The following is a 22,726-nucleotide window of genomic DNA, read 5'->3' as shown; positions in this document are numbered from 1 at the left end:
GGAGGACGGGTCATCCTCTCGGTAATCCGACACTTCGCCGGTCGCGCGGCGGCCGCGCGGGCGCCGCGCACTAAGAGAGCAACGCCCTCGCTTCCCCGCACACCCCCAATGCCGACCTGACCCAAAAATGGCAATTGGCCGCCGGTCGGCCGAGGCTGCGCGGATCGCCGATTCACCTCCGCCGGAGCACCACCGCGCATCCCAGATGTAGCTTCCCGGCCGGTTACACACAAAGGCCACGAGCTGACGTAGGTGCTTCACGGCAACGGGTGACCGACCCGCGGTGGGGCTGCGCAGGCGACCGCGCCGATCGGCGTCGCGGAGTATTCGTGCAGAGCCGCGCACGCCCGCACGGCTGCGGCGCCTACCTCTGAGCGATCTTGGTCAGCGCTTGCGGCCGCTGCGACGAGCCATCTTCGGTAAATGTTCGCTGGGCCCTGTACCTCATCGCGCGCTTTGGCATAGGTGACAGACCAGCTAGTTATTGCACGATCGAGCCTGTCTAGCCCCGAGGCGAAGTCGCTGTCTACCCAGCCACCGAAATGATCGAACGTGGCAGCAGGCCGGTCACCGCTACTCACGGATGCGCGGAGCCTGCGCGCGCAGTCGTGGAGTGTTGCGGACGCCGCGCGTAACTGCGCGGTCTCAACTGGCTGGTGCGCGATCGCGTCGAGTCCTCCGGACAGCAGGACAGCCTCGCTGAGGATGCCATCGTCGTCCTGGGGGAGCGCGGGCATTGCGGACGTTGCGACAGTGCGCGAAGTGCGCTCGGTGCTGACACCGATCAACGGTGTGGGAGCGTCGACCGCCAGTCCTATCAATGCGAGTTCGGTTCGCCGCGCCAGCGTGGCGCCGTTGTATGCGTAGGCCAGGACTGCTTCCATCGCGCGCGCCAGCTCATCAGCAGCCTGCTCGGCGACGTACGCCAGGTGAAGAGCCGAGTCGTTGAGTCGGCGGCAGAGTTGGAGACTGGTCGTGTCTGTTGCCGGTGCATTGAGCGGGATGCGTAGGCGAAAGCTATAGACGGCGATGGTCCCCGCCACGTTGGCAATGTCCCAAGCGATGTCACGTATCGCATTGAGGTTCAGATGTAGCGTTGCAGGCATGGGCCTATCATGCCTGTATCGGGGCGGCTTGTTGGCTGCGGCAACGTCACAACCTGGGGGAATAGGCGTTCACAATGCATTCACAAACATCGTGACCAGAGTGACAGCATCGCTCACGGTTAGGTCATATGAGTGTCACATTCCATCAATGATTTAGCGCCATTCCACCCACGTGGATGCATCGTGCTGGGAATGATTTGAGCGCGTACGTCATATGTTGCGGTCACGCAGCGTCAATGGGCGCCGGATGCTACCTTCACGCACGGATGATGATCGACCAACGTTTCGCGTATGTGCGGCTGCTGCAGTGGTCACGAAAATGCGATGTTTGCGATGCATGACGCTGAGATGCTCAGCACGATGCATCAATCACATCCCAGCAATGCATTGGCATCGTTCTTACGCTGATCGAGCACAGCACTCACGTTATGTCGGCGTGAGAACTACGAAGGAGCAATGCAGGGGCCATAGGGGGCCGTCATAGGCCTCACACGTGGAATATGCCACGCTGACGAGGAATTGTCGTGATTAGCGGCGTGACTTCAATGTGGATCGTGACGATGTCATCATCGACAATCGGCGGTCAATCGGCGGTCAATCGGCCTCGCAGCGCATATGACAATCACACGCCGGCGCACGCCGGGTCGGCGCACAGTTGCGGCACGAGCACTATGAAATATCAGGTGGTCGCCCACGAACTATCCGCATAATTTGCGCACAATCTCGGTATGCTGCCAAGAGGTTGTTATCTACTCTGAGCTGCAGCGATTCCTTGATGCATCGTTAGCTGGCTGGGATTTGAGACGAGCTTGCGGCCCCCTGTTCGCCACGCTGGCGGGATCCTTGCCCTACGCCGGGGGGATTACATGCCCCAAGCCCTTTTAGGCGCTCTACGGGCCTCTGAGAGCCAAGTTTTTCTCTGGAGGAGGCGCGAGTCCGCGGGCCGCCTACCCTCTTGAGTGAACCCTTGGACGTGATTTGGTGGTCTGCGAATGCCAGTGACCTGCGCAGATCACGCGTTCAGTGGTGTGATGAGGCGCGCCGTTTGCGCGCGAGGGTCTCGCGGATGCTGCGCTGAGCGTCGACACGCGCCTGTGAAGGACATCCAGAGGGGCGCGTCGGGGGAATGGGTGTGATCTCTTCGGGTACACCGTGGACGCCCATCGAAGCTTTATCGGCCGACGTGGGCGGTCGTGCTGGCAAGTGGCGCAGCCGGTGAGCCAGGAATGCGCCCGGGTGGGTGATCTCGTCTGGCCAGGTGATCCCGCGGCGCTTCATGTCGTCGTTGAGTGCGCTCACGAGCTGCGGGCCGGTCCAGGCGTCGAGCTCGAGGTGGCTTGTCTGCAGAGCGTCACAGAGTTGACCCACCACGTGATGGCCACTGCGTGCTCCAAGGCCGGCGGCGGTGGATGCCAGCCATCCGGCGAGGCGCTGCGTATGAAGCGGCCGTGGAGACGCCGGCGAGTGGCGTCCTGACCGTCGCCGTTTTGGGTTGGATGAATCTCCGGGCGCGGCGCGTAGCGCCTCGCCTGGTTGTGTTGAACCCAGGGGAACAGACCCCGCTTCCCTCCGGGAACGGGGTAGGTCGCAAAAAGCCGGCCTATCCACAGGCGTGCGCCGCGACGTGAGGTGCCATACCGAGGGTCGGCGCTGGTGGACGGGTGTGGTTGCGGATCCCGTGCCGCGGCGCACCTCGACTGCGAAGGCGGCTTCCGCCAGGACGGCGCGCACGGTGGTGACGCTGCGCGCGCTGCAGCCAGCCGTCAGGGCGACGCGTGAGTTGGTCACGGCGCAGTGGCGTCCGCTGGTCCCGTCGGCGAAGCGGGCGAGGGCGGCGCTCACCCGAGTGAACAAGCGCTGAGTGAGATGGGCTCGGCGTAGGGTGCGTTGCCCTGTCGAGCTGGCGGCCCAGGCGGCGACGTCGCAGGTCCAGGAATTGCGAGAGGCCCACATGGGGATGGTGGCGGGTACTGAGCCGACCGTGACGATCCATTGACGGCGGCGCACCCGGTAGTCGGCTTCGGCCAACCGCGGCGATGTCAGGCCGTGGGGGAGTGTGGCGAAGCTGGGGTCGTGACGATCCCGTGACCCCGCAGACGCACTTTCGTCGCGTGCAAGGTTTGCCAAACGTGCTGGTCGCACGCTAAAATGGCGGTGTCGCCAAGACATCCGCTTCCCTTCGGGGAGGCCCACCGGTTGGTAGTGCCAGCTACCAACCGGTTTTTGGTTTTCTGGGTGTTGTATTCAGTTGACTCGACGCTGCCAGGCGTCTGATGAACGCAGATCGTGCCACGATTTACCATCACAGGCAATGTTTGCCTATGCAACGCCGCTCGTCGGGCCCCTTATCTGAGCCAAATCTGATGCTGTTGACCAGCGTTTTTACTGCTGTGACAGCAGTGAATTTACATCGGGTCGGCGTGTTGTGCCGCCGCGGTTCCTGCCGCGGGAACATTGAGCCGGTTATAGTTCAAGGGCAATCGCCGAGATCGTCGGGTCAGGGAAGGGAGACGCACTCATGCGTTCCACGCCGGCAGCCATGCCCGGGGTCTTCAAGTACCGCAAAATGTCGGACCTCGCCAAAAAGCAAGGCCTGAGTAACCGGTCGCTCGCGGCCGCGGTAAACGTTAACCAGGGCACCGTCACCCGCTGGGCAAAGGGTGAGGCCGCGCCTTCCCCCAAGTTCATCGCACGCCTCGCCGAAGTCCTCGGTGTAGAACCCAGCGAGCTTTACGTCGTCACCGAAACCGCGCGCAACCTCGCCTACTACCGCGTCTTGGCTGGCTACAGCCTCGCCCAGCTGGCACCTCTCATCGGAACCAGCCCCGTACACCTGGGTCGAATGGAAGCCGGCCGCAGCTCCATCCCAGTGCAAGTACGCGACAAACTCAAACAGCACCTCAACCTCGATGAGGAGCGTCTAGCAAAGGCCATTCGACGGTCTCAGACGAACCGTCGACGCCCCGTCGCACGCCCCTACGAGCTGCTGCCCATCACCCCGTCGGCAACTCGCCAGCTCATCGGCGCCTAACCGGGCAACCAATCCCTTCCGACGCGGCGAACCGTCGCCGCGCTTGCTTCGACGTGCGCCAGTGGTGCCCGTTCTCGGGGCAACGCCCGTTCGCTGATTCCTTCTCCGCCGTCCGGCCGAGTCCCCGCTCACGTTATCTGTATGTTCCTCATGGTGCCGTTCGCCGGGCAGGATGATCGTACGAATGCGAGGGAACATCCGGCAAGTAACCAGTTATGCGGTGTTGGCTTTGGTGAAGATCAAAGCTGGTCTGCCGGCTCCGGTTTCGCGTTTGCGGCTGTGGTCGGGATCTGTTTGGTACATGCCGCAGCGGCGCAGGCGGGATCCGATGGTGCTTTCACTGGCGTGGGGGTCACAGGCTCGGGTGAGCGCCATGACCTCGGTGATAGTGGTGGCGTCGCCAAGTAGGGCGTAGGTCAGTGCGGGGTCCGTGAAGAGCGCGGTGTTGATTTTGGCCAGGGCGGTGCGCACCATCTTGGAGTGCCCGAAGGGCATGTCGTCGGGAACATCGGCTACGCGCACGGCGCCTGGGGTGCCGGCGGGGATGCGGACACCGACGACGATGGACACGGTGTGTCCGCGTTCGTCGCGGCCGGGGTCGCTGACCACATCGAGGATGGCCACACCGCTGCACGCCTCGGTACCGGCCTTTTCCCGGACGACGCGCCGCGCGGCTTGCTCGACGGTCTCTTGGTCCCAGGCGGCCAGCAGGCCGCCTGGGAGGGTCGTTGCCCCGCGGTGTGGCTGGCCGGCGCGGGTGATGAGCGCGACCCGGACCTCGTCGACGTCGCGGGTCAACGCGACGACGTCCACCGACAGCCAGGTGCCGTGGATGGAGTGCTCGCCGTCCTGATAGGTGAGGTTGGTTTCCCGTAGCGAGGTCATCATGCATCCTTCTCGGCGACTGCCCGGCGGGTGCGGCGCAGGTACAGCCCTGTCTCATAGCCGAGTTCGTCGCGGACATCGGCAAAGGACTGCTGCCGCAGGAGTTTTCCGTCTTCATAAGTGAGTTGCAGCGCCTGAGTGGCTTCTTGCTCGGGATTGGAGTTCTCGATCAGGTAGGGGCGGCTGTCCATCATGCGGCGCACAGCCAACCGACCAGTGGCCGACTTTTTGGTCCCGTCGTCGGTGACGGGATCCTTTTGGATGTCGCGGCCTTGGCCGTTGATCTGCACCCAGGTCGCTTTCATCGCCATCTTGAACGTGTCGCGGGTCTGGTACTGATAGGTGTAGCTGCCGTACCCGAATACGACTGCGGTGGAAGCGAATCCCTGACGCATCAGGTTCGCGGTGATCGCGTCGGCGCGCTCGTAGGTGATCGAGTCGCCATAGATCGCACCCACGTGCGGGTCGAGATCCCGATAGCCCTTGTCGTTGACGATGGTGCCGAACTCATCGGCCAGCAGGTTCACCACACCCCGGCGCGCCGGGCTGCCCTCTGGCGCGTTCGGGTCCCCGCACAGAATCAGCTCGGGATCGCCGCTGTCCGGCCGGATGACGAGTTTGCCGTCGCGCGCCAGGATCTTGCTCCTGAGACGGGGCAGGAAATCGGTGCAAACCTGCCACAGGTCGTAGGTGTCGGAGACGATGGCCAGGATTCCGGTCGGGTAAAGGTCCAACAGTCGCTCAAACGTGGCGAACTCCGCGTCGCGGCCGCCGGCGCACATGACGCTGTGCTCGGTGGCGGGGCACGATCCCGCGACGATTCCGTTCTCGCCCGGGTAGTAGCGGTTGATGTAGCGGATCGCGGACAAGGTGTCGGTGCCGCGGAAGCTGAGCAGGTGACCGGCGCTGCTGGCGGCAGCCGCCTGCATGCCCGCCATCCCGCGGCAGGAGAAGTCGTGGCCTTGGTAGTCGACGGCGGCGGGGTCTCCGGACTCCTGGGCGCGTTCGTCGAGCAGCATGCGGTTGCGCCAGGCCAGGGTGGCGCTGGTAATCGGCTGCCACAACTCGGCGGACAGCTCGGTTTCCAAATAGTTGGTCAGCCAGAACACCCGCGGATCGGTGTTCTCGACGGTGAAGTACGGCACCCGCAACGGGACCAGGGCGCCTTCGCGGAATGCCTTGATGCGCAAGGGAAGATACCCAATGCCGTGCAGCACGCGGAAGTGCTCGGTGCCGACGTCGTTGGCGCCCAACAGTTCCGTGACGATGCGGTCGTACTCGACCAGCACCGTATCCAAAGCGGCGTCATCGAGGCTGAAGAATTCGTCCCAGCGCTCGGTGATCTGGGTGAGCAACGCTTGCAGCCCGAAGAACACGGTCACCTCCACGCCGGGGATGCGGGTGCCGCGGGCGGTGAGGTTGGAGAACACCACCTCGGTGCCCTGCGGGTATTGCCGGCGGTGATCGAGCTTGTAGGCGTCGGTGGCCAGCAGGGTGTCGACAACGCGATTGACGACGTCGTTCATGTGGGGATTCCTTCGAGATCTGTGTGCGGGTCGGCGGGTTGGGGTGGGCATCGGTTTTCTCCCGCGGTGGCGGGCGCCGCGGCCTGCTCGGCACCAAGGCTGGCCAGTATGTCGGTGATCCACGGCTGCAGGGCCCTCACCTGGATCTGGCTGTCTTCCTGGGCGGCTGCCACCGCAGTGGTCAGTGAATCGGTGGTGTAGATGCGGCGGTAGGGCGCGCGGGCGTCGGCGGAGAAGTTCGGCTTGGTGAACCCGCCGTGGGTGACCCATAAGTCGAGGACTACCCCGTCGGGGACGGCGCCGGTCAGCAGCGCGAACGTGCCGCCGCCATCGCAGATGTCGTCGACCACCAGATAGTTGCCTGGCGCCAGATCGGCCTCGAGCGAGTAATGGGTCAGTCGTCCCGTCTTGGGATCGCGGTTCTTGCTGGCCACGTACACCGGTACACCGAGTAGTGAGGCCACCTCGGCGGCCCGCGTGACCGCTCCCTTATCGGGGCTGATGACGCCCAGGTGCGCCACCCGGTCACCGTCCCTCCTCAATGCCGCCGCAACGATGTCGGCCAGCGGCAGGACGTGCTGGCGAATGGCCGGGTTGGCGGCCCGCATTGCCGCCAGCCACACCGGGCTGTGGGGATCGACTGTCACGATGTCGGTAATGCCGGTGCCGGCCGCCAGCGTTGCGTTGACAACCGCCGGGCTAGGCACATCCTTATCGCCTCGGGCGCTGGGCAAGTAAGGAAGCGCCAGCACCCGGGGCTGACCCGGAAACAAATCCTCAACCAGAGCCGCCCACTGCGCGACCAGGGTCCAGTCCACAGCGCTGCGGTGGACCTGCAGCACGTGCACGGACCCCGAAACGGGCTCAGTGTCTGGGATTCGGCGCACGGTGATGTCGCCCATCGGGTAGGAGAACACCTCAAATGCCTGGTCAACAGGCGCGTCGTCGCTGGTGTATACGCGGAACTGGTATCGACCATCGCTCATGCGGCCACCGTAACATAATTTCTCGCAAATCAACATTAATTACGGGGCGGGCGTGCCTCGCGACGCATACAGCAGTCAGAACCAGCCGAACATGACCGACATGCACCATCGCGGCCGTGCCGGAAGTTGTCGCCGGCGGCGCCGGCGGCGCGCTGATGTCCCATACCGCAAGAACTGGTGCCAAAAACGAACGTGGCATCGGCGATTCGACAAATGGGCCCATACGGTGTCGATGCGAACAGCCGACTCAAGGGCCCGGACGGAGCGCAAGGATTTCAGCGAATGCGCGGCATTCGTGACAGCCGCCGCGGCGGCACCCTGAATCGCAGTGAGTTACTGGTCGCCGATTACGAGCTGCTGGATCCCGGCGAGAATCTGAGGGTCCGGGTCGGCTGAGCTCACCGCGCCATTGCCCAGGACCGCGCAAATCCGGTCAGCCAGAACACACATCGCGTAGGCCTGTGCGTATGCGAGCAGCTCGGCACCAACCAGTTCGTCAGGGTTGACGCGCTGCAACGCAGCGTAGGCGGGGCTGACCGGGTTGGCTGCCGCAGGCCGCGATTGTGAGTCAAGTAGTCCCATGCCCCGAAGTATGGCACCCAGTTGTGACACCGCGATGTGTCCCAGTTGCACGGCGGCGCCGCCTATTTCTTCTGTCGGCGCTTATCCGGTTTCCCCTGTCGGCGCTTATCCGGCTGTAGCCGCGGCTCGTCAATCGAGGAAGAATGAGACCGCTCGCGCGAGTCCCGTCTGGGACACTGACAACCGTTACAAGTGATGTTGGTCGTTGTTGGCCAGTGCCGGGGTAACGGTTGCCCAGCGTGGGTCACCGCGTGCGTTCCGGCAAGGTGGGCGAGATTCGGTTCCTCGCATCCTTGGCCGGTGGCGGCTACCGGTGTTCACCTGTCGGCTATCGGGCCCGGTCTGGTTGGTAGCTCTCACCGTGCGATCCTCTGGTCGCTGCGGTGTCACACCTTTCCGACGCCGGGCTGAATAGCCTTGGGCGCGACGCCCGATCACCGTGGCTGCGGCTTGGTGTCGGGTGACGTTGTGGTAGGGGCGCTGCCAGTGTTGGGCGCCCCAGATGCTGCTGTAGGCGGGGTTGACCGCCAACAACTCGACACCGGCGGCGTGGCACATGCCGGCCAGCCGGTGGCGGAACACCGCGGTCGGTATTCCGGACACGGTGCGGCGGAAGCGTTTCCCGCGGGCGCCGCGGCCTAGGGCTTCGCGGCCGATTGCGCGGGCGTCGGCGAAGTCGAGGTCCTCCACCGCAATCGCGGTGATGTGATGGCGACGGGTGTAGTGGATCAGTTTTGTGATGGCGTGCCGTACTTGGGCATCGCGGCGTGACGTGCTGCCCGTCATGTCGATGTCGATGCGTTCGGCGGCTCCGACCGGGTTGCCGTGGGCGTCCAGCCGGCGCACAGCCAGGTGCCCGTCGTTGAGATCCACACCCACCACCGACCCGCTGGCATAGAGGTCGTCGCCGGCGCCGGTCTCGTCGCGGCCGACCCAGTACGGCACAGACGGGATCGCCCACGAAGCGGTCAGATACCGGCCGGCCCGTCCCGGGCGTCGGGTGATGGTGTAGGACACCGAATTGCCGCCGATGATCCGCTGCACCCATTCCCGGCCTCGGTGGGTGAACACCGCGCGGCCCGTGAGCACGTAGCGGCCCCGCGCGGCGTTCGCGAAGTGTTCCAACGGTTTCGGCAGCCGGATACTGACCTGCCCGTCGGGGGTGACGGTAATCGTCAAATTACCGAACGGTTCATCCGGGGAGCCATTAGCGGTGATTCGATACCGCGCTGCCTGCCAGCGGTCGCGCCACCCATCGACGGTGAGCCCGGCCGCCTCGAGATGGTGACGTGCTCTGGCCAGCCGCTTACCGCCCTCAACGACATGCACCCGCCCGTGCGCGCGGTCCTGTTCGACACGGGCCAGCTCGGCGCGCAGATGCTGCAACCGCTGCTGCTTGGCGTGCCGCTCCGCCTGCATCGCATAACCCTTCGGCGCCTTGGCTTTCCGGCGGGCTTTGCGCTCGCCGACGGTCAACGTGTCCGTGGTGGGGGCGGCCAGCCGCTTCTCGATCGTGGTGATCGCAGCCCGCAACCCTATGATGTGGCGGTACTGGGCGTCGCGGGCCAACCGATACTGGTCGTCGTTGCCGGCGATGATCGCATTGGCCCACCGCGCCGACGACTGCGCGGTCAACGCCTTCTTACGCGCGTTAAGCCGGCCACGGCGCACCGCTCGGCGCTGCTCGACGCTCAACCGCGGATCCACCGGTTCACGACATGCGTTCGCCGCCAGATCGGCGCAGCGTAACCGGCCCACATGCGCGGCCACGCGATCCAGCACCCACTCGTCGTCGACCGAGGTGCGCAACCGGGTCGTGATCGCCACCCCACCGGGCGCGGCCACCGGCTTCACCCCCCGCCACTCACGCAGCTTGCGGTCGCCCATACCCACAGTCTCCAAGACCGCTCCGACAAATCCACTCATCCAACGCTGACCAACAAAACCGCCAGCTGTTCTCAACCCGTGTGGGCTCGAATCGGTGTTGCGCCGTGGTGGGTGAGCTGGTGAACTACGAGACGACCGACCACGCTCTTCCGAACAGACGTACGATCGCCCATTGTGGAGCTACGGCGAACCCACCACGGCTGGGTTGAACCCCAACCCACGCACTGCGAAGGCTGCGGAGGCGACCTCGGGCCGAAGCGGGTGCTCGTGGGCACGGCGCAGTGCGCGGGATGCCCGACGTCGCACAGGACTCACACGTGCACCACATGTGGGTTCACCAGCTACACCCCGCCGCGCACCGATCAATGCGATCTCCGCGCCCTGGACAACAGGGCTGTCCCCGACTCCGGCTAAGAACTTGGCATGCCGACCACTGCGGCTTGAGCGCCCATGGCCGGCAGCGGATTGGCCGGCACCTCGTCACAGGAGAGCACCAGCATCCAGCGGCGTCCTTGGCGTTTGATCTGGATCGTTTTCGATCAGTTTCGAGACTTCAGGAAACGGCTCAGGCCTCGCCGGTACATGGCGTCGGTAGTGACCGAACACGCCGCGGCCGGCCGCACAGTACTGTTCGCCGCACGCGTCATTCGCATCACACGGCAGCGCTCACGCACCGGATGCCTCCCCGGGGTGCCTCCCCTGGGGTGCCCCAGTCACGTGTTGACAGGCCTTCTGCTCAGGCGGCGCGGTGGCCGATGATGCTGATTGAGGACACCGCGAAGTCCTTGAGATCACCGGTCTTTGGTGTGTCCGAGACGATGACACCGCCTTGGCCGGGAATGTTGCGTGTGTCGGCCACAGGTCCAGTTGGTGTGCCGAACTCGGTGACGGTGATAGTCATGGCCGAGGCCAGGACGGGCGGCTGCACCGCCGTCACAACCTCGTCGCGGACGTTGTTCGTCTTCTGGGTCAGGCGCGTCTCGTCGGGATCATTGAACTGATACTCGACGGTCGCGACGGTCTTGTGCTTGAGCCATTCGTCTGAACCGTCGGGGTTGACGCGGTTCCATCCCGGCACAATCGAGACGCCGGTGACCACATACCAGTTGTTGAACTCCACGCGCAGAACGGTGCCCGGCACACCGTAGGCCGGAACACACATCCACGCGGTGTTGACGTCGTTGTCGAAAGCTTGCATCGGATCGGTGGACCCGGCGGTGCACCGACTCTCTGCTCCCTTAATCCCGATGGGCCCGTCCGCGGCACCGGCACCAGGATTTCCCGGAGTGGGCGGCGGCGGCGGTGACTGCGTCATCGTGGGCACGGTGAAGGCCGGCGACGTGGCCGCCGTCGACGAGGACTTGTCGTCCTTACCGCTCGGCAGCACCGACACGACCACCACGAGAACGATCACGACGACCGCGGCGATCGCGCCCATGCGGTGAGAACGCCGGCTGCCGTCGAACCATCCAAACCGCCACCACGGACCGCCGCCCGCGCCGCTCACGTCGGCGAGGGAATCTGCGCCGTCGTCATCGACAACCGGCCCAGCGGCTACGTCATCGTCATCACGGTGGACGTAGGCGCCGCGGCCGGTGCCAGACAGCAGGGCATGATCCGGCGGGCCCGTCATGACGCGGTCAAGCTCGTCTAGATCGGAACGCTCGTCCTCGGTGAGGTCACGGTCGTGTCGGCCAAGCGGGTCATACGCGCCGTAGGCGGCGTCGTACTCAGCAGCGCCGTCGCCGCCATCGCTGTCATCGCCGCTAGGCATCCACGCGCCGTAACCCTCATCGGAATTCGTCGCGAATTCGTCGCTGACGGGTTCGAAGAGTTCGGGATCGGCGAGCAAGTCATCGGCGATCACGTCTGCATGGCGGTGATACAGATCGGACATGTCGACATCACTTTCCGGACCGGGCGTCGCACGCCATTCAGGGTCGAGAGCGTTACCGGTGTCGGAAAATTTTATCCCGACGGAGCCAGGGGAGACGCTCACGCGGCAGCACCAGTCTCGACGGCCGCCGTGCGGTGAGCCTCGGCATCGCGGCGTCCCCACCGAGCGTCGATGCAGGCGCGGTAGAGGCCGTCCCGATCGGCGACCACGGCGTCGCGCAGCCGCGTCATCGCCCGACGCAGCCGCGACTCCAACATGTTCTCGCTAACCCCTACGATCGCGGCGACCTCGCGAACCGGCCGGGCCTTTTCGCCGCCGTATCGCAGGAGCAGCGCGCGATGATCGTCCTCGATGATGAAGCCGCGCTTCAGCGCCCAGTCCAGCACCGCGTCTGCGGTGAGATAGCTGTCGGGATCGGCGTGAACGTCCGCTCCGGCGAACTCGTCGAAGAAGCGCGGCTCGGCCCTGTCGTACAGCGGCGCCTGGTGGAGCTTGGTGACGGTCCGCAACGTCACCCAGTACAGCTGTGCGTCGATGTACTTATGTGTCGGCTTCACCGTGGGCAGCGCGTGCGCGAGGAACGCATCCACCGTGACCTGAAAGCGCTCCTCTGCCGTGTCGCCCGGCGCGTGCCGCGCGACTGAGGCCAGCATGACGGCTTTCGCCCCGAGTAGCACTGTGGACGCCAGTGAGACACCGCGGCGATAGTCGACCAGCAGACGCGCGGTCGATTCGCCGTCACGGCCGGCGAGGGCATCAAAGAGTTCCTCCACGCTCGACACGTGCGTCGCGCGCAACCAAGCCGAAATCTGCGCGCGTTGCGAGCGCATGTCAGCGCAGCGCCGTGCGTGGTCGCGAAGGGCGGCGGCCGGGCGGGGGAGTGAGAGAGGCTGAGTGGTCATCACCGGTCTCCTGCAAAACGTCGTGTGCGCCGGTGCGGCGCAGCTGATGACCTCAGCTTCGGAACGGGTGGTGAGCTAACCGTCAGTGACGACGTGAGAGGGGCCGTGACGTGGACATGGAACCGCCTATCACGACTGTGATCCGCGCCACATCTAGGGATTTCACACGCCGCTGGCCTGCGCGCATGCGATGCCTGAGGGTTGCGCGAGCTCTATTCGCGGTTTTCACGCGACGGAAAAATCCGGTGCCATTTTTCACGCGCACAGCACACCGTCTCGGAGTGTGCGCGCGCTGTGCGTGCCCGCCGGCGCTCGATGTGCACCTGGACGTGCGCGTGATGTGCGCGGACCGTGCGCGGCGCCGCCGATAGCTGGTCACGCGCCGTGTGCGCGGGCCGTGAGCGGGAATGCACAATTCATGCGCGCAGCCTGCGCAGACGCTATTGGCGCGGGTTGTGAGCTCACAATCACACGGTTGACCTGCAAAAATAGCGCGAGCAAACGCGTCCTTGGAGGATTACGCTGTCCTTATCGCTCTGCTGCACGGTCAGCGTACCCCCCCTGTCAAGGGGGGAGCGGCAAATCTGATTGTTGTTGTTGTTGTTGTTGATGATCAGACCCCGGTGACATGAAGTGAGACGACCTCCGGCCGCCGCTGGCCAGACCTGGCGCCTGGCGACATAGGGACTGAGGAAACCAGCTGCCCACAGAACAGTGCCCCGCCTGTCCGAGACGGGACGCGCTATCGCCGATAGCGCATAGCTGGCCGACAAATTTTCCCCCCGCCGCGACGGAAACCAACCCACCGGCCGGTACTTCAGGGATAGAGCGGCACCTCGCCGCTCACCGCTCCCGACAAGGAACCCCCGCTATGGCGACCTCCACATCCGCGCATTCACGCAACCTCGACATCAGCCCCGCGATCGCCGCCGCGCGCGCGTACGCGCGAGAAGTAAGAATCGCGTGCGACGAACTCCACGACGACCCGTTCGACCTCGCCGCGCGCGCCGCACTTCTGAAACTGATCGTCGACGACAGCCCCGAAGCCGACGCCTCATTCGCCCGTGCGCTCGCCGAAAACGGCGCGGGGACTGTGGGAGACTGATTTACCGTGACAGGTAAATTTCCCACCCAAAGGAAGCGCTTCGACGAGCTGGTGAAGCCACTCGACAAGCAGCTCCTCGCGCGCCGCGTCGTGAACGTCCTCGGCGTTATCGGCGGAATCTTCGCCCTCATCACGATGCTCTCGGCGCTTTGGCCGGATACCAGTCACACCAACTCGACGCCAGGCAACGCCTCGGTGCCGGCCTCCACATTGGTGACCGGATTCGCGCGCGACTACGTCACCACCTACCTCACCGCCAAGGCCGGCGATGAAGAGAAGCTCGCACGCTACGTCACGATTAAAGACCTCAAACTGCCGCCTGTCGCCAGTGAATTCACCGACACAGACGTCGCCTTCGCCAAGCAAGTCACCACCACCGATGACGGCGTCGCCGTCTGGACGGTGACCGTCTCGGGACTCATCAACGGAGCCACCGCCGCCGCTCCGCAGCGCACCTACTACCGCGTACCCATTACCGTGCTCGACGGCGCACCGCGCGCTACCGCACTGCCGATGCAAGTGGCCGGGCCCGGCATCGGCGTGGACTTCCGGCTCGGCTACCGCAACACCGTGTCCCTCGACTCACCGCTGGGAATCGCCGCCGTTGGATTCGTCCGGTCCTACCTCACCGGTGGCGCTGACTTCAGCCGCTACGTGACTTCCGACTCATCCGACAAACCGATCCAGCCGGCGCCCTACGCGAAAGTCGACACACTCACGATCCAGGCCAACGTCGGCGACGACGGCAAAACGGCCACCACTGCCGAGGTGTACATCACCGTGGCCGCGCGAACGAGGAACTACACGCTCACCCAACTGGCCTATCCACTGACGCTGCGCTCCGTCGAAGGCCAGTGGCAGGTCGTCTCCATCGCCGCGGTCCCACTGCTGCAGACCCGCCCCGACGACCCCCGCCAAGGCGGCGCGACGACGACCACCTCGACGACACCACCGCCACCGCCGACCCGCAACTGACGCCACCCCCAACCCCAACCTGAATCGGAAAGGAACCCGGAGCAGTGACCGATATTCAAGTGCTTCTCAACAACATCAGGGCCGTCGTCCTGGGCTGCGCCAGCACGCTACTCATGCTGTGGGCCTTTTACTACTTCTTCCGGCAACTGTTCGGCCAGGGCGGCAGGGACCCGGTCAAGATCGTCGTTGCGCTCGTGGCGATTGCCGGCGCCGCCGGCGGGTTCGCGCTGATCCCCGCATTGCTCAGCGCGGGAGACAGCACCGGTAAGCAGATCGGTGGTGGCGGCGGCTACTCGATGCCGGCGCCGGCCGCGCTTCTGCCGTCGACGACCGACGCGATCACCGTCATGTCGGTCGCATGAACCCGGTGCGTTGGGTCCGGGTTGCGACTGCAGGGCGACGCTTCCGCATTTATGTCGGCCGTTTCTCCGGTGGCCGGCGAATTCCCGGCGGAGCGCGTCCGATCGAACAGGTCGTCGGCTTCGTCGGCACGCTCGCGCTCAGCTGGCTGGCCTGCTGGGTGCTGCCGTACAACACCCTCATCGTCTTCAGCGCCGGAACGGTTCTGGCGTTCGCAGTCGTCGTTGCGTTGAGCCAGATCAAGTACGACGGAGTGCCCGTGATGGGCAAGACGGCCCGCATCCTCGGCCTGGTGTTCGACCGCAAGCCGACCGTTCTGGCACGCGAGGAACTCGACCGACAAGCCGCCGCGAACCCGCACGCGTTCGTTGTCGAGGACGCCTCGGCACTCGACGTCACCTGACCTATCCGAACACGACGTCCGCCATCCGATACGAGAGGACCACAGCCCACCGTGAAGCTCCGGCAGCCGACTGCGGCCCGACGCCGACACCTCCAGTGGACGCACCACGGCGCCGTCTTCGCAACCTACTTTGTGGAGGCACTCGACTACGGACTGCGCCAGCCCGAGGACAAGGCCGGTGTCGCTGACGCGCACGAATCGCTGATTCTGAATTGCCCCGACGACACCTTGCTGCTGAGCCTGCAGGCACCTCTCGATCTCGTCGACGTCATGAACCGATCACTCGATCAAGTCGATCTGCAGCGCACCCCTGACTACATCAAGGAAGCCCTGGACGGGTACCGGCGTATCGCCGAGATCGCCCCATTGACGCGCATCTATACGATCACGTTTCCGATCGGCAAGAGCCAACTCAGCGGAGACCCCTCCGCGCAGGAGATCGCCGCGCACATGGCTGCGGCCGATGAATTGCTGAGGGTTATCGACCCTGAAGGCAACTTCAAACTGCAGCCTGTGCCCGAGGGGTTGTTGCCCTTCATCTGGAACCACAACCTCATGCGCGGCTCGGCCCTCGAACACGCACCCCACAATCCGGCCAACGCATCGCCGAGCACCGCGCCGCCGGCTATTCCGTTCTTCCAACCCGGCGTGCTCGACGAGGGCGCCCGAACCGAGAAGCCATTCAGGCGCAGCTTTGACCCGATGCTCAAGGCGATGGTTCGGCTCGACGACGGCCACGTCATCGACAGCTACCAAGCCATGCTGACCCCGATGTCGTTTCCCCCGGCGATGGCCTTCCCAGGACACTCGGAATTTCTGTCCATCCTCGACGGCATCCCTGATGTCACCGTCGACTGGGCGATGCGCGTACGGCGCCGCGATCGGGAATCCGCGATCCAACTCAACGAGAAGCAGCTCGGCAAGCTCGGCATCCAGCTCGGCGAGCGCAACACCGACGTCGGCTTCCACAGCCAAGAACTACGCCGCAAAGTCGAGACACTCGCCGCCTACAACGACAGCTTGGCCACCAACGAGAACGCCCAAGAAGTCGAATTCACCACCGTCCTGGCGGTAGGCGCACCCACCCAAGCCGACCTGACCCGCAGCGTCGGCACACTCAAGGCCAAGTTCCGTCGACTCGGAATCCGCCTCGACGCACCCCGCGGCGCCCAACGACGGTTCTGGATGATGCTCAACCCCGGCGCGCCCGCCGACTCCGTCTACACCGACTACCAGCACATCACCGCCACCCCCGACTGGGCCGGCTTCGTCCCCTTCACCACCGCGCGACTGCTCGACGACGCCGGGCCCATCATTGGCGTCAACCTGCTGTCCGGACTCTTCGAGCCCCTGCACTTCAACTTCCTCAACAAGGTGCTCTCCGACATCAGCCCCGCCATCGCGATGGCCGGAGAACTGGGATCGGGCAAGAGTTACTTCACCAAGACACTCATCAGCATCGTCGCCGACCTGCTCGGCCAATTCCTTGTTATCGACCGTTCACCAGGAGGGGAGTACGTGCCTCTGCTCGAGTCGATCCCCGGCTCGGTGCTGATCAGTCTCGACGACCCCCGCTTCACACTGGACCCCTTGCGGATCTTCACCGACCCGCACCGCGCGCGCAGCATCACCCTCGACACCATCCTGCCGCTGCTCAACATCCCCGTTGTGTCGGCACCGGGCGTCTTGCTCGCCGAGATCCTCAAACCAGAGCACCGCACCGCCCACCGACTGCACTCACTGGCCGACGTCCGCGACTTCCTGGCCGACAATGCCGCCGGCCGTCACGGCCGCGACGCCGAAGACCAACACACCCTCGTGCGCGCTATGGACGCGGTCGAGGCCCCGGTGCTCTTCGACCGCGCACTGAAGCCCATGCCGCTGGCGGCCACCGCCACGGTGGTGCGCACCCACACCCTGGCGCTGCCGACCGTCGACGAACTGACCCTGAGCCACGCCTACCAGAACCTGCCCTGGCGTAAGCGGCTGGGACACGCACTCTACGAACTCGTCGGGCTGCTCGCGCGCGAACAGTTCCTCAAACCCGGACGCTTTGGCGCACTCGTCGTCGACGAGGCCTACCACTTCACCGCCACCACCGTCGGCAAGCAGATCGTCGAGGAATTCGTCCGCGACGGAAGAAAGCACTCCGCCGGCATCATCCTCGCCTCCCACGACCCCAAGGCCGACTACGCAACCGCCGCGCACAACCTCATTCCCAACCGGTTCGCCTTTCGCCAACGCAACGCCGTCACCGCGGCCAACACCCTGGAGTGGCTCGGCGTCGATATCGAACGCGACGCCTACCTGATCAAGCAGCTCCGCGAGAACACCTCACCACCGATAGGACGCAAGGAAACGGTCGCTCCCAACCGTCGAGGGGAATGCTTCATCGCCGACGGCCGCGGCCGCATCGGCCGCGGCAAGATCCTCGGCCCCGCGCGCGCCGACCGCGCCCGCGCCGTGTCCACCACTCCCCAGCAGGTGAGCATCTGATGCTCGCCGCTGCGTTCTTCCCCCGCTGGGACCCCACGCTGCCCACCCTCGGACAACTGTTCGCGCGCGGGTGGGCAGTGTCCACCGCCACCCGGCTGCGCCGCTTCACCATGCTGCCGATCTACCTACAGCTGTGCCTGTGCGTGGTGGCCCTGCTTTTCCCCGCCGAAGCGAACGCCGCGGTTGGCGCCCAAAGCCCTGTGCTCTACGTGCTCGGCGTCACTGACTCCTATGGAGTCCCCTTGTCGCGCTACGCCATCGCCACCGATTACGGATCGATCTTCGACGGCGGATCCCGGGCCGTCCTGGCCACCCTGCTCGAAGCCGAGGCCGGGCTGTTCGTCGTGATCGGCGGCGTGGCCATCTGGTTTCTGATGTACGTCATCGGCTTCGGATTCCTGCCCGACCTCGTCCGCCCCGTGGCCGACGTCGCCCAGAGCTACGCCAGCCAGATCGTGCCGGGCGTCGCCGCGATCGCCGCGGTCATCGCCGCCACCGTCGTCGCGATCAACATTCTGCGCGGCAACCTGCCGCGTGCAGCATCGCAAGCCGCCGCTGCTGTCCTGATCGCCATCGTCGGCGGCGCGCTGGTCTATTCACCCATCAGCTGGGTCATCTCCGACTCCGGCCCGCTGGCTCAAGGCCGCGACGTCGCGGTCAGCCTGGGATCCAACTCCGTGGCCGGCGCTACCAACACCAAAGAGACCCTCAGCCGACTGGAGGGGACGCTGGCCACTTCCTTCGTCCGCCGGCCGCTGCAGACGTGGAACTTCGCCGGCCAACCGGACAACACTCCCAGCTGCGCGGCGGCCTGGAGCAGCGGCGTCAACTCCGGAAACCCCGACAACATCAAGGACGGCATCCGATCTTGCGGTGCCCCCGACTCGGCGGCGATGAAAGCCACTGCAGACAACCCGAGTCCGGGCCAATTGGGCACCGGCGTGCTGATGCTGATGTTCGCCGGCATCTTCGCTCTGTTCTGCGCCGTGCTCGGCTTCCACATCGTGCTCGAGTTCTTTCGCGCCGTCGCCAACGCGTTCAAGCTGCTCTGGGGGTTCGCCGTCGGCGTGATCCCCGGAGGACCGCAAGCCTCCTTGGTTAACACCTTCGTCGCGATGCTGTTCTCCGGGGTGGCGATGTTCGCCTACATCACGTTGACCATCTTCATCGGCGAGGTCGTGACCGTGGTCTTCCGTCCACAGGGCAACGGCCTCGTGGCGATGCTGTCAACCCTCATCCTGATGGTGGTGGCGATCCGGCTGATCTTCACGGTCTCCAAGAGCCTCAAACAGTCCAGCTCCAACGTCGCATCCGGAGTCCTCAACAGCGTCGGGGCGACCCCGCCGCCACCGACCACAAACATCCTGCACGAGAAGGCCGGCGGTTTCCTGCGCGACACCAGCGTCGTCGCCATGGGGCTGGGCGCGACCATGGCCGGCGGCGCACTGGCCGCCCGGTCCCCGTCGGCCACACACGCCCTGCACGTCGTGGCGCCGTTCGTCCGCGGCGGCCGCAGCTCCATCGTCCGGCACCTGGACCGCGGCGCCGACATCTTCGAACACAAGCAGGAACAGGCCGAACGCGCCGCGCAGAAAGCCCGCCAGCAAGCCGAGAAGGAGCAGGCCAAGCAGGCAAAGGAGCAGTCGAAGACGCCGACGGACGGCCAGCAGGCGAGCACGCCACCCACGGTGACCATGCCTGAGGCGCCCGCATCGACGTCGACCCCGCCGGCCGACAGTGCAGGAGCCGGTCCGACCCCGCAGCCCGCGCAGGCCGCTCCGCCGACGACGCAGTTCAGCGCTGCCCCCAACACCGGCGGCGACGCCCCGGCGCGGCCGGACCTGTCGGCGACCGATCTGCTGACGTCGTCGATGCCGGCAGCGCCACCGAGTACCGGCACCGAGCCAGCGTCGGGTCGATCCGGCCCCGGGGATCTGTCCGCCGCGCCGCCGCCGGTGCCCAAGACCGGCTCAGCAGCCGCGCTGCCCGAGCAGAAGAAACCGACGACCAGCGGAAATAACACGTCCCCCGCGGCGGGTGGGCCGCCGGCGTGGGAAAACCATGGTGACGTAGCGCCCCCCTCACCGTTCGAACACCGACCCGCCCCGCCGGCTCCCACGCCGCCGAATCCGCCGAAGCCCCCATTCACCGGGGCAGCGCGGCCGCTGCCACCCCCACCGGCTCATCCCCAGCCCCGCGATGACCAGGACCAGCCATGACGATGCCGTCCCCTCAGCCGGCCCGCCAACCAGCACTGAAGTCAGTACTGGGCGCAGTCGCGGTCCAAGGGACCCGCAAGGTCGCGGCCTCGGCGGGATCCGCGGCGGTCGGTGCTCTGGGCTGGCCGGTCATCGTGGCCATCGTGGCCATCGTCGCAGTGCTGGCATTGGTCCTGCTCGTCACCGCGATCGTCGCGTTAAGCCGCATGTCCGATCAGCGCAGCGACTTCAGTTACCAATGCGAATCGCGTCTGGGGTACTCCGTCGGCAACACCGCGTCTTTCGAGGTGGTGCCGCGACTGGCCACCTCGGTCTCGCTGGATCAAGCGCCACCGACGACCACCTGGGAGACCACCCTGCTGCAACCCGCCACCACGACACCCCCCACCACCACACCCACCAGCACCTCGACGACGACTGCCACGACCACCACCGCTAGCAGCACAAATAGCACGTCCCCGTCGAATCCGTACGCCACGCTCACCGCCCCGCCTAGCGCCGACGCCAAGACCACGGCATGCGCGAACGCCGTGCGTACCGGCGACGTGGTGAAAGCGCCCTTGAAGACACCCGGCGACGACACCGGCCGGCGGGCCGCGGCCTTGGCCCACGGCCAGGTCGGCCAAATGGCAACCGCCTCCGACGGAAGTACCGCTGGGCCGACGAACAACGCCTTTTCGGCAGCTAACTTGGTCAGATACGCCTATTACCAGGCCACTGGGGGAGCGATCACCTTACCGAAGGACGTCGCCCAACAGATCGCCACCGGCGACCGCGTAGACCCCACAGCGATCAGTCCTGGAGACCTAGTCTTCTTCAACTTCACCCCCGAGCACGGACCCACCGCAGTCATGCTCGCCATCACCCCCACGCTCGGCATCGACGCGACCACCCTCAACCAGCCCATCGCCGTCGGCGTCCTCCCGACCGGCAACGTCATCATCAAAAGGCCACGCGTGCACACCAACCAGGAGGTGCCGACTCCGTGAGCGAAGACCAACTCGCCGCCGCCGCAGATGCGCCTCCACTGCCGCCCGGGATCGGCACGCGACCTCCCGACACCGGCCACCGCGACAACCAGCGCCGACCGATCCTGCCGATCATCCCGCGGCTGCCCGGCAGTCCCGCCCCGCAGCAGCAAGCGGCGCCGTCGACCCCGGCGGCCCCGCCAGCTCAACCCGCCTCGCCGGCTAGCGCCCCCTCGCCCACGCCGAAACCAACCACGCCACCGGCAGCCACCCCGCCACCATCACCATCGACTGCTCCCACCACACCCGGAGGTGCTGGCGCCCCCGCCGGCGGCGCACCGTCTCGCCCGACCGGCGACGCCGGAGGCGAAGGCGAAGCCGCGCCCAAGGACGCGCTCGACGCCGCCACAAAACCCGCTATCAACCCGCAAGACGCCCTCGGCATGCTCTCGGGTCTGGCCCAGCCACTGGCCGGGCTGCCCTCGGCACTGATTGGCATCGGCTCGGGACTGCTCGCACCGTTCGGCCAGATCCTCAATCAGTTCGGCCAGGGCAACCCGGCGATGCCGTCCTCCGGTGGCTTCCCCCAAGGAGTGCTCGACCGGCTCGGCAACACCGACGCCAGTAGAGGCATCACCGGCGACGCCGGCGATGCCTACCAATCCGATGTCGACAAGCAGGCCAACCAGGCCCGCGCCATGGACAACCTAGAGCGCAAACTCCGCGCCTCCCTGCAGGATTCGGCTGCCAACTCCACCATGGGCCGCGACAAGATCGAGCAGATCATCAGCCAGGTCAAGACCGCCCTGCAGTCCATGGGTCCCATCGCCAACACCCCCATGGGCCAGCTCGGCGTCCTGACGACCATCGCGCAGGGCCTGCAACAGGCCGGTGCCGTCCTGACCAACGCCGTCGGCAAGGACTCACTCAACGCCGGCACCATCAAGGCGATGTCCGCGGACTACCTCAAAGACCTCAACGCCGGCCGACCCGACAGCGAAGAACAACAGCATCTGCTCGCCGCCGGCGGCCCGAAGGCCTGGGCAATCAAAGCGCTGGCCGCCAACGGCATCACCGACCCCCGCGCCGTCGCGAACTGGCTACCCGGCCTCATGACCATGGGCCAGCGCGAATCGGGCAACAATCCCCGGGCCATCAACGGCTCAGACTCCAACGCCGCCAGGGGAACGCCGTCCAAGGGATGGATGCAAACCATCGAACCGACCTTCGCGGCGCACTGGCGGCCCGGAACGTCACGTGACATCTTCGACCCCGTCGCCAACGCCGCGGCCGCCATCCACTACGTCATGACCCGCTACCACGTGTCCATCGACGGCTCAGACCTGATGCGGAAAGTGCAGCAAGCCAACCCCTACGCGCCTCCGAAGGGCTACTGAC

At 65.7% G+C, this 22,726-nt stretch carries 17 protein-coding genes; 9 read left to right on the top strand and 8 right to left on the bottom strand.

From position 1 onward, the window contains the following. Positions 1–257 precede the first annotated feature (257 nt). Positions 258–1,106, bottom strand: coding sequence for a hypothetical protein (locus tag H7I87_RS08165; protein WP_139800144.1), 849 nt, complete (start codon positions 1,104–1,106; stop codon positions 258–260). Between the two features lie 2,518 nt (positions 1,107–3,624). Here H7I87_RS08165 and H7I87_RS08160 point away from each other — a divergent pair. Further along, complete coding sequence (locus H7I87_RS08160) at positions 3,625–4,137, top strand: helix-turn-helix transcriptional regulator (protein WP_083071556.1); 513 nt, start codon at positions 3,625–3,627, stop codon at positions 4,135–4,137. A gap of 213 nt (positions 4,138–4,350) precedes the next feature. Here the strand turns inward: H7I87_RS08160 and H7I87_RS08155 are convergent, their stop codons facing one another. From H7I87_RS08155 to H7I87_RS08125, 7 genes are all read right to left on the bottom strand, one after another. After that, positions 4,351–5,022, bottom strand: a complete 672-nt coding sequence (locus tag H7I87_RS08155; RefSeq protein ID WP_023900971.1) for an NUDIX domain-containing protein — start codon at positions 5,020–5,022, stop codon at positions 4,351–4,353. Next, the gene (locus tag H7I87_RS08150) at positions 5,022–6,548 is read right to left on the bottom strand and encodes a nicotinate phosphoribosyltransferase (protein ID WP_023900972.1); all 1,527 of its coding nucleotides are present in this window, start codon (positions 6,546–6,548) and stop codon (positions 5,022–5,024) included. The genes H7I87_RS08155 and H7I87_RS08150 overlap by 1 nt, the downstream gene beginning before the upstream one ends. Further along, positions 6,545–7,534: a phosphoribosyltransferase family protein gene (locus H7I87_RS08145; RefSeq protein ID WP_083071554.1), complete on the bottom strand. Its 990-nt coding sequence runs from the start codon at positions 7,532–7,534 to the stop codon at positions 6,545–6,547. The genes H7I87_RS08150 and H7I87_RS08145 overlap by 4 nt, the downstream gene beginning before the upstream one ends. 333 nt (positions 7,535–7,867) lie before the next feature. Next, complete coding sequence (locus H7I87_RS08140; RefSeq protein ID WP_139800142.1) at positions 7,868–8,116, bottom strand: hypothetical protein; 249 nt, start codon at positions 8,114–8,116, stop codon at positions 7,868–7,870. 186 nt (positions 8,117–8,302) lie between these two features. Then, on the bottom strand, positions 8,303–10,003 hold the full coding sequence (locus H7I87_RS08135; protein ID WP_083071553.1) for a hypothetical protein: 1,701 nt from the start codon (positions 10,001–10,003) through the stop codon (positions 8,303–8,305). 736 nt (positions 10,004–10,739) lie between these two features. Next, positions 10,740–12,002: a hypothetical protein gene (locus H7I87_RS08130; protein ID WP_142277465.1), complete on the bottom strand. Its 1,263-nt coding sequence runs from the start codon at positions 12,000–12,002 to the stop codon at positions 10,740–10,742. Beyond that, positions 11,999–12,730, bottom strand: coding sequence for an RNA polymerase sigma factor (locus H7I87_RS08125; protein WP_083071551.1), 732 nt, complete (start codon positions 12,728–12,730; stop codon positions 11,999–12,001). The genes H7I87_RS08130 and H7I87_RS08125 overlap by 4 nt, the downstream gene beginning before the upstream one ends. Before the next feature lie 943 nt (positions 12,731–13,673). Here H7I87_RS08125 and H7I87_RS08120 point away from each other — a divergent pair. From H7I87_RS08120 to H7I87_RS28950, 8 genes are all read left to right on the top strand, one after another. After that, on the top strand, positions 13,674–13,907 hold the full coding sequence (locus H7I87_RS08120) for a hypothetical protein (protein WP_083071550.1): 234 nt from the start codon (positions 13,674–13,676) through the stop codon (positions 13,905–13,907). 6 nt (positions 13,908–13,913) lie between these two features. Next, a complete protein-coding gene (locus H7I87_RS08115) occupies positions 13,914–14,882 on the top strand; it encodes a conjugal transfer protein (RefSeq protein ID WP_139800141.1) in 969 nt (322 codons plus the stop codon). Between the two features lie 44 nt (positions 14,883–14,926). Continuing rightward, a complete protein-coding gene (locus H7I87_RS08110; RefSeq protein WP_083071548.1) occupies positions 14,927–15,244 on the top strand; it encodes a hypothetical protein in 318 nt (105 codons plus the stop codon). Then, positions 15,241–15,645, top strand: coding sequence for a hypothetical protein (locus tag H7I87_RS08105; RefSeq protein ID WP_023900932.1), 405 nt, complete (start codon positions 15,241–15,243; stop codon positions 15,643–15,645). The genes H7I87_RS08110 and H7I87_RS08105 overlap by 4 nt, the downstream gene beginning before the upstream one ends. A 132-nt stretch (positions 15,646–15,777) precedes the next feature. After that, entirely contained in the window at positions 15,778–18,141 is a 2,364-nt protein-coding gene (locus tag H7I87_RS28955; RefSeq protein WP_083071547.1) for an ATP-binding protein, read from the top strand. Continuing rightward, positions 18,141–20,360, top strand: coding sequence for a ribosomal eL19 family protein (locus tag H7I87_RS08095; protein ID WP_083071546.1), 2,220 nt, complete (start codon positions 18,141–18,143; stop codon positions 20,358–20,360). The genes H7I87_RS28955 and H7I87_RS08095 overlap by 1 nt, the downstream gene beginning before the upstream one ends. Positions 20,361–20,494: 134 nt before the next feature. After that, positions 20,495–21,349, top strand: a complete 855-nt coding sequence (locus H7I87_RS08090; protein ID WP_083071545.1) for an NlpC/P60 family protein — start codon at positions 20,495–20,497, stop codon at positions 21,347–21,349. After that, entirely contained in the window at positions 21,346–22,725 is a 1,380-nt protein-coding gene (locus H7I87_RS28950; protein WP_139800140.1) for a DUF4226 domain-containing protein, read from the top strand. Before H7I87_RS08090 ends, H7I87_RS28950 begins: the two co-directional genes overlap by 4 nt. Position 22,726: the final 1 nt, after the last annotated feature.

The sequence above is a fragment of the Mycobacterium timonense genome, from assembly GCF_025821985.1.
Lineage (GTDB): Bacteria > Actinomycetota > Actinomycetes > Mycobacteriales > Mycobacteriaceae > Mycobacterium > Mycobacterium avium.
The sequence above is the reverse complement of the archived record's forward strand: the minus strand, read 5'-3'. Positions and strand labels throughout refer to the sequence as shown.

Excerpts from the sequence above, each read along its gene's own strand:
- H7I87_RS08165 (WP_139800144.1), bottom strand. The coding sequence starts at position 1,106 with ATGCCTGCAACGCTACATCTGAACCTCAATGCGATACGTGACATCGCT.
- H7I87_RS08160 (WP_083071556.1), top strand. The coding sequence starts at position 3,625 with ATGCGTTCCACGCCGGCAGCCATGCCCGGGGTCTTCAAGTACCGCAAA.
- H7I87_RS08155 (WP_023900971.1), bottom strand. The coding sequence starts at position 5,022 with ATGACCTCGCTACGGGAAACCAACCTCACCTATCAGGACGGCGAGCAC.
- H7I87_RS08150 (WP_023900972.1), bottom strand. The coding sequence starts at position 6,548 with ATGAACGACGTCGTCAATCGCGTTGTCGACACCCTGCTGGCCACCGAC.
- H7I87_RS08145 (WP_083071554.1), bottom strand. The coding sequence starts at position 7,534 with ATGAGCGATGGTCGATACCAGTTCCGCGTATACACCAGCGACGACGCG.
- H7I87_RS08140 (WP_139800142.1), bottom strand. The coding sequence starts at position 8,116 with ATGGGACTACTTGACTCACAATCGCGGCCTGCGGCAGCCAACCCGGTC.
- H7I87_RS08135 (WP_083071553.1), bottom strand. The coding sequence starts at position 10,003 with ATGGGCGACCGCAAGCTGCGTGAGTGGCGGGGGGTGAAGCCGGTGGCC.
- H7I87_RS08125 (WP_083071551.1), bottom strand. The coding sequence starts at position 12,730 with ATGCGCTCGCAACGCGCGCAGATTTCGGCTTGGTTGCGCGCGACGCAC.
- H7I87_RS08120 (WP_083071550.1), top strand. The coding sequence starts at position 13,674 with ATGGCGACCTCCACATCCGCGCATTCACGCAACCTCGACATCAGCCCC.
- H7I87_RS08105 (WP_023900932.1), top strand. The coding sequence starts at position 15,241 with ATGAACCCGGTGCGTTGGGTCCGGGTTGCGACTGCAGGGCGACGCTTC.
- H7I87_RS08095 (WP_083071546.1), top strand. The coding sequence starts at position 18,141 with ATGCTCGCCGCTGCGTTCTTCCCCCGCTGGGACCCCACGCTGCCCACC.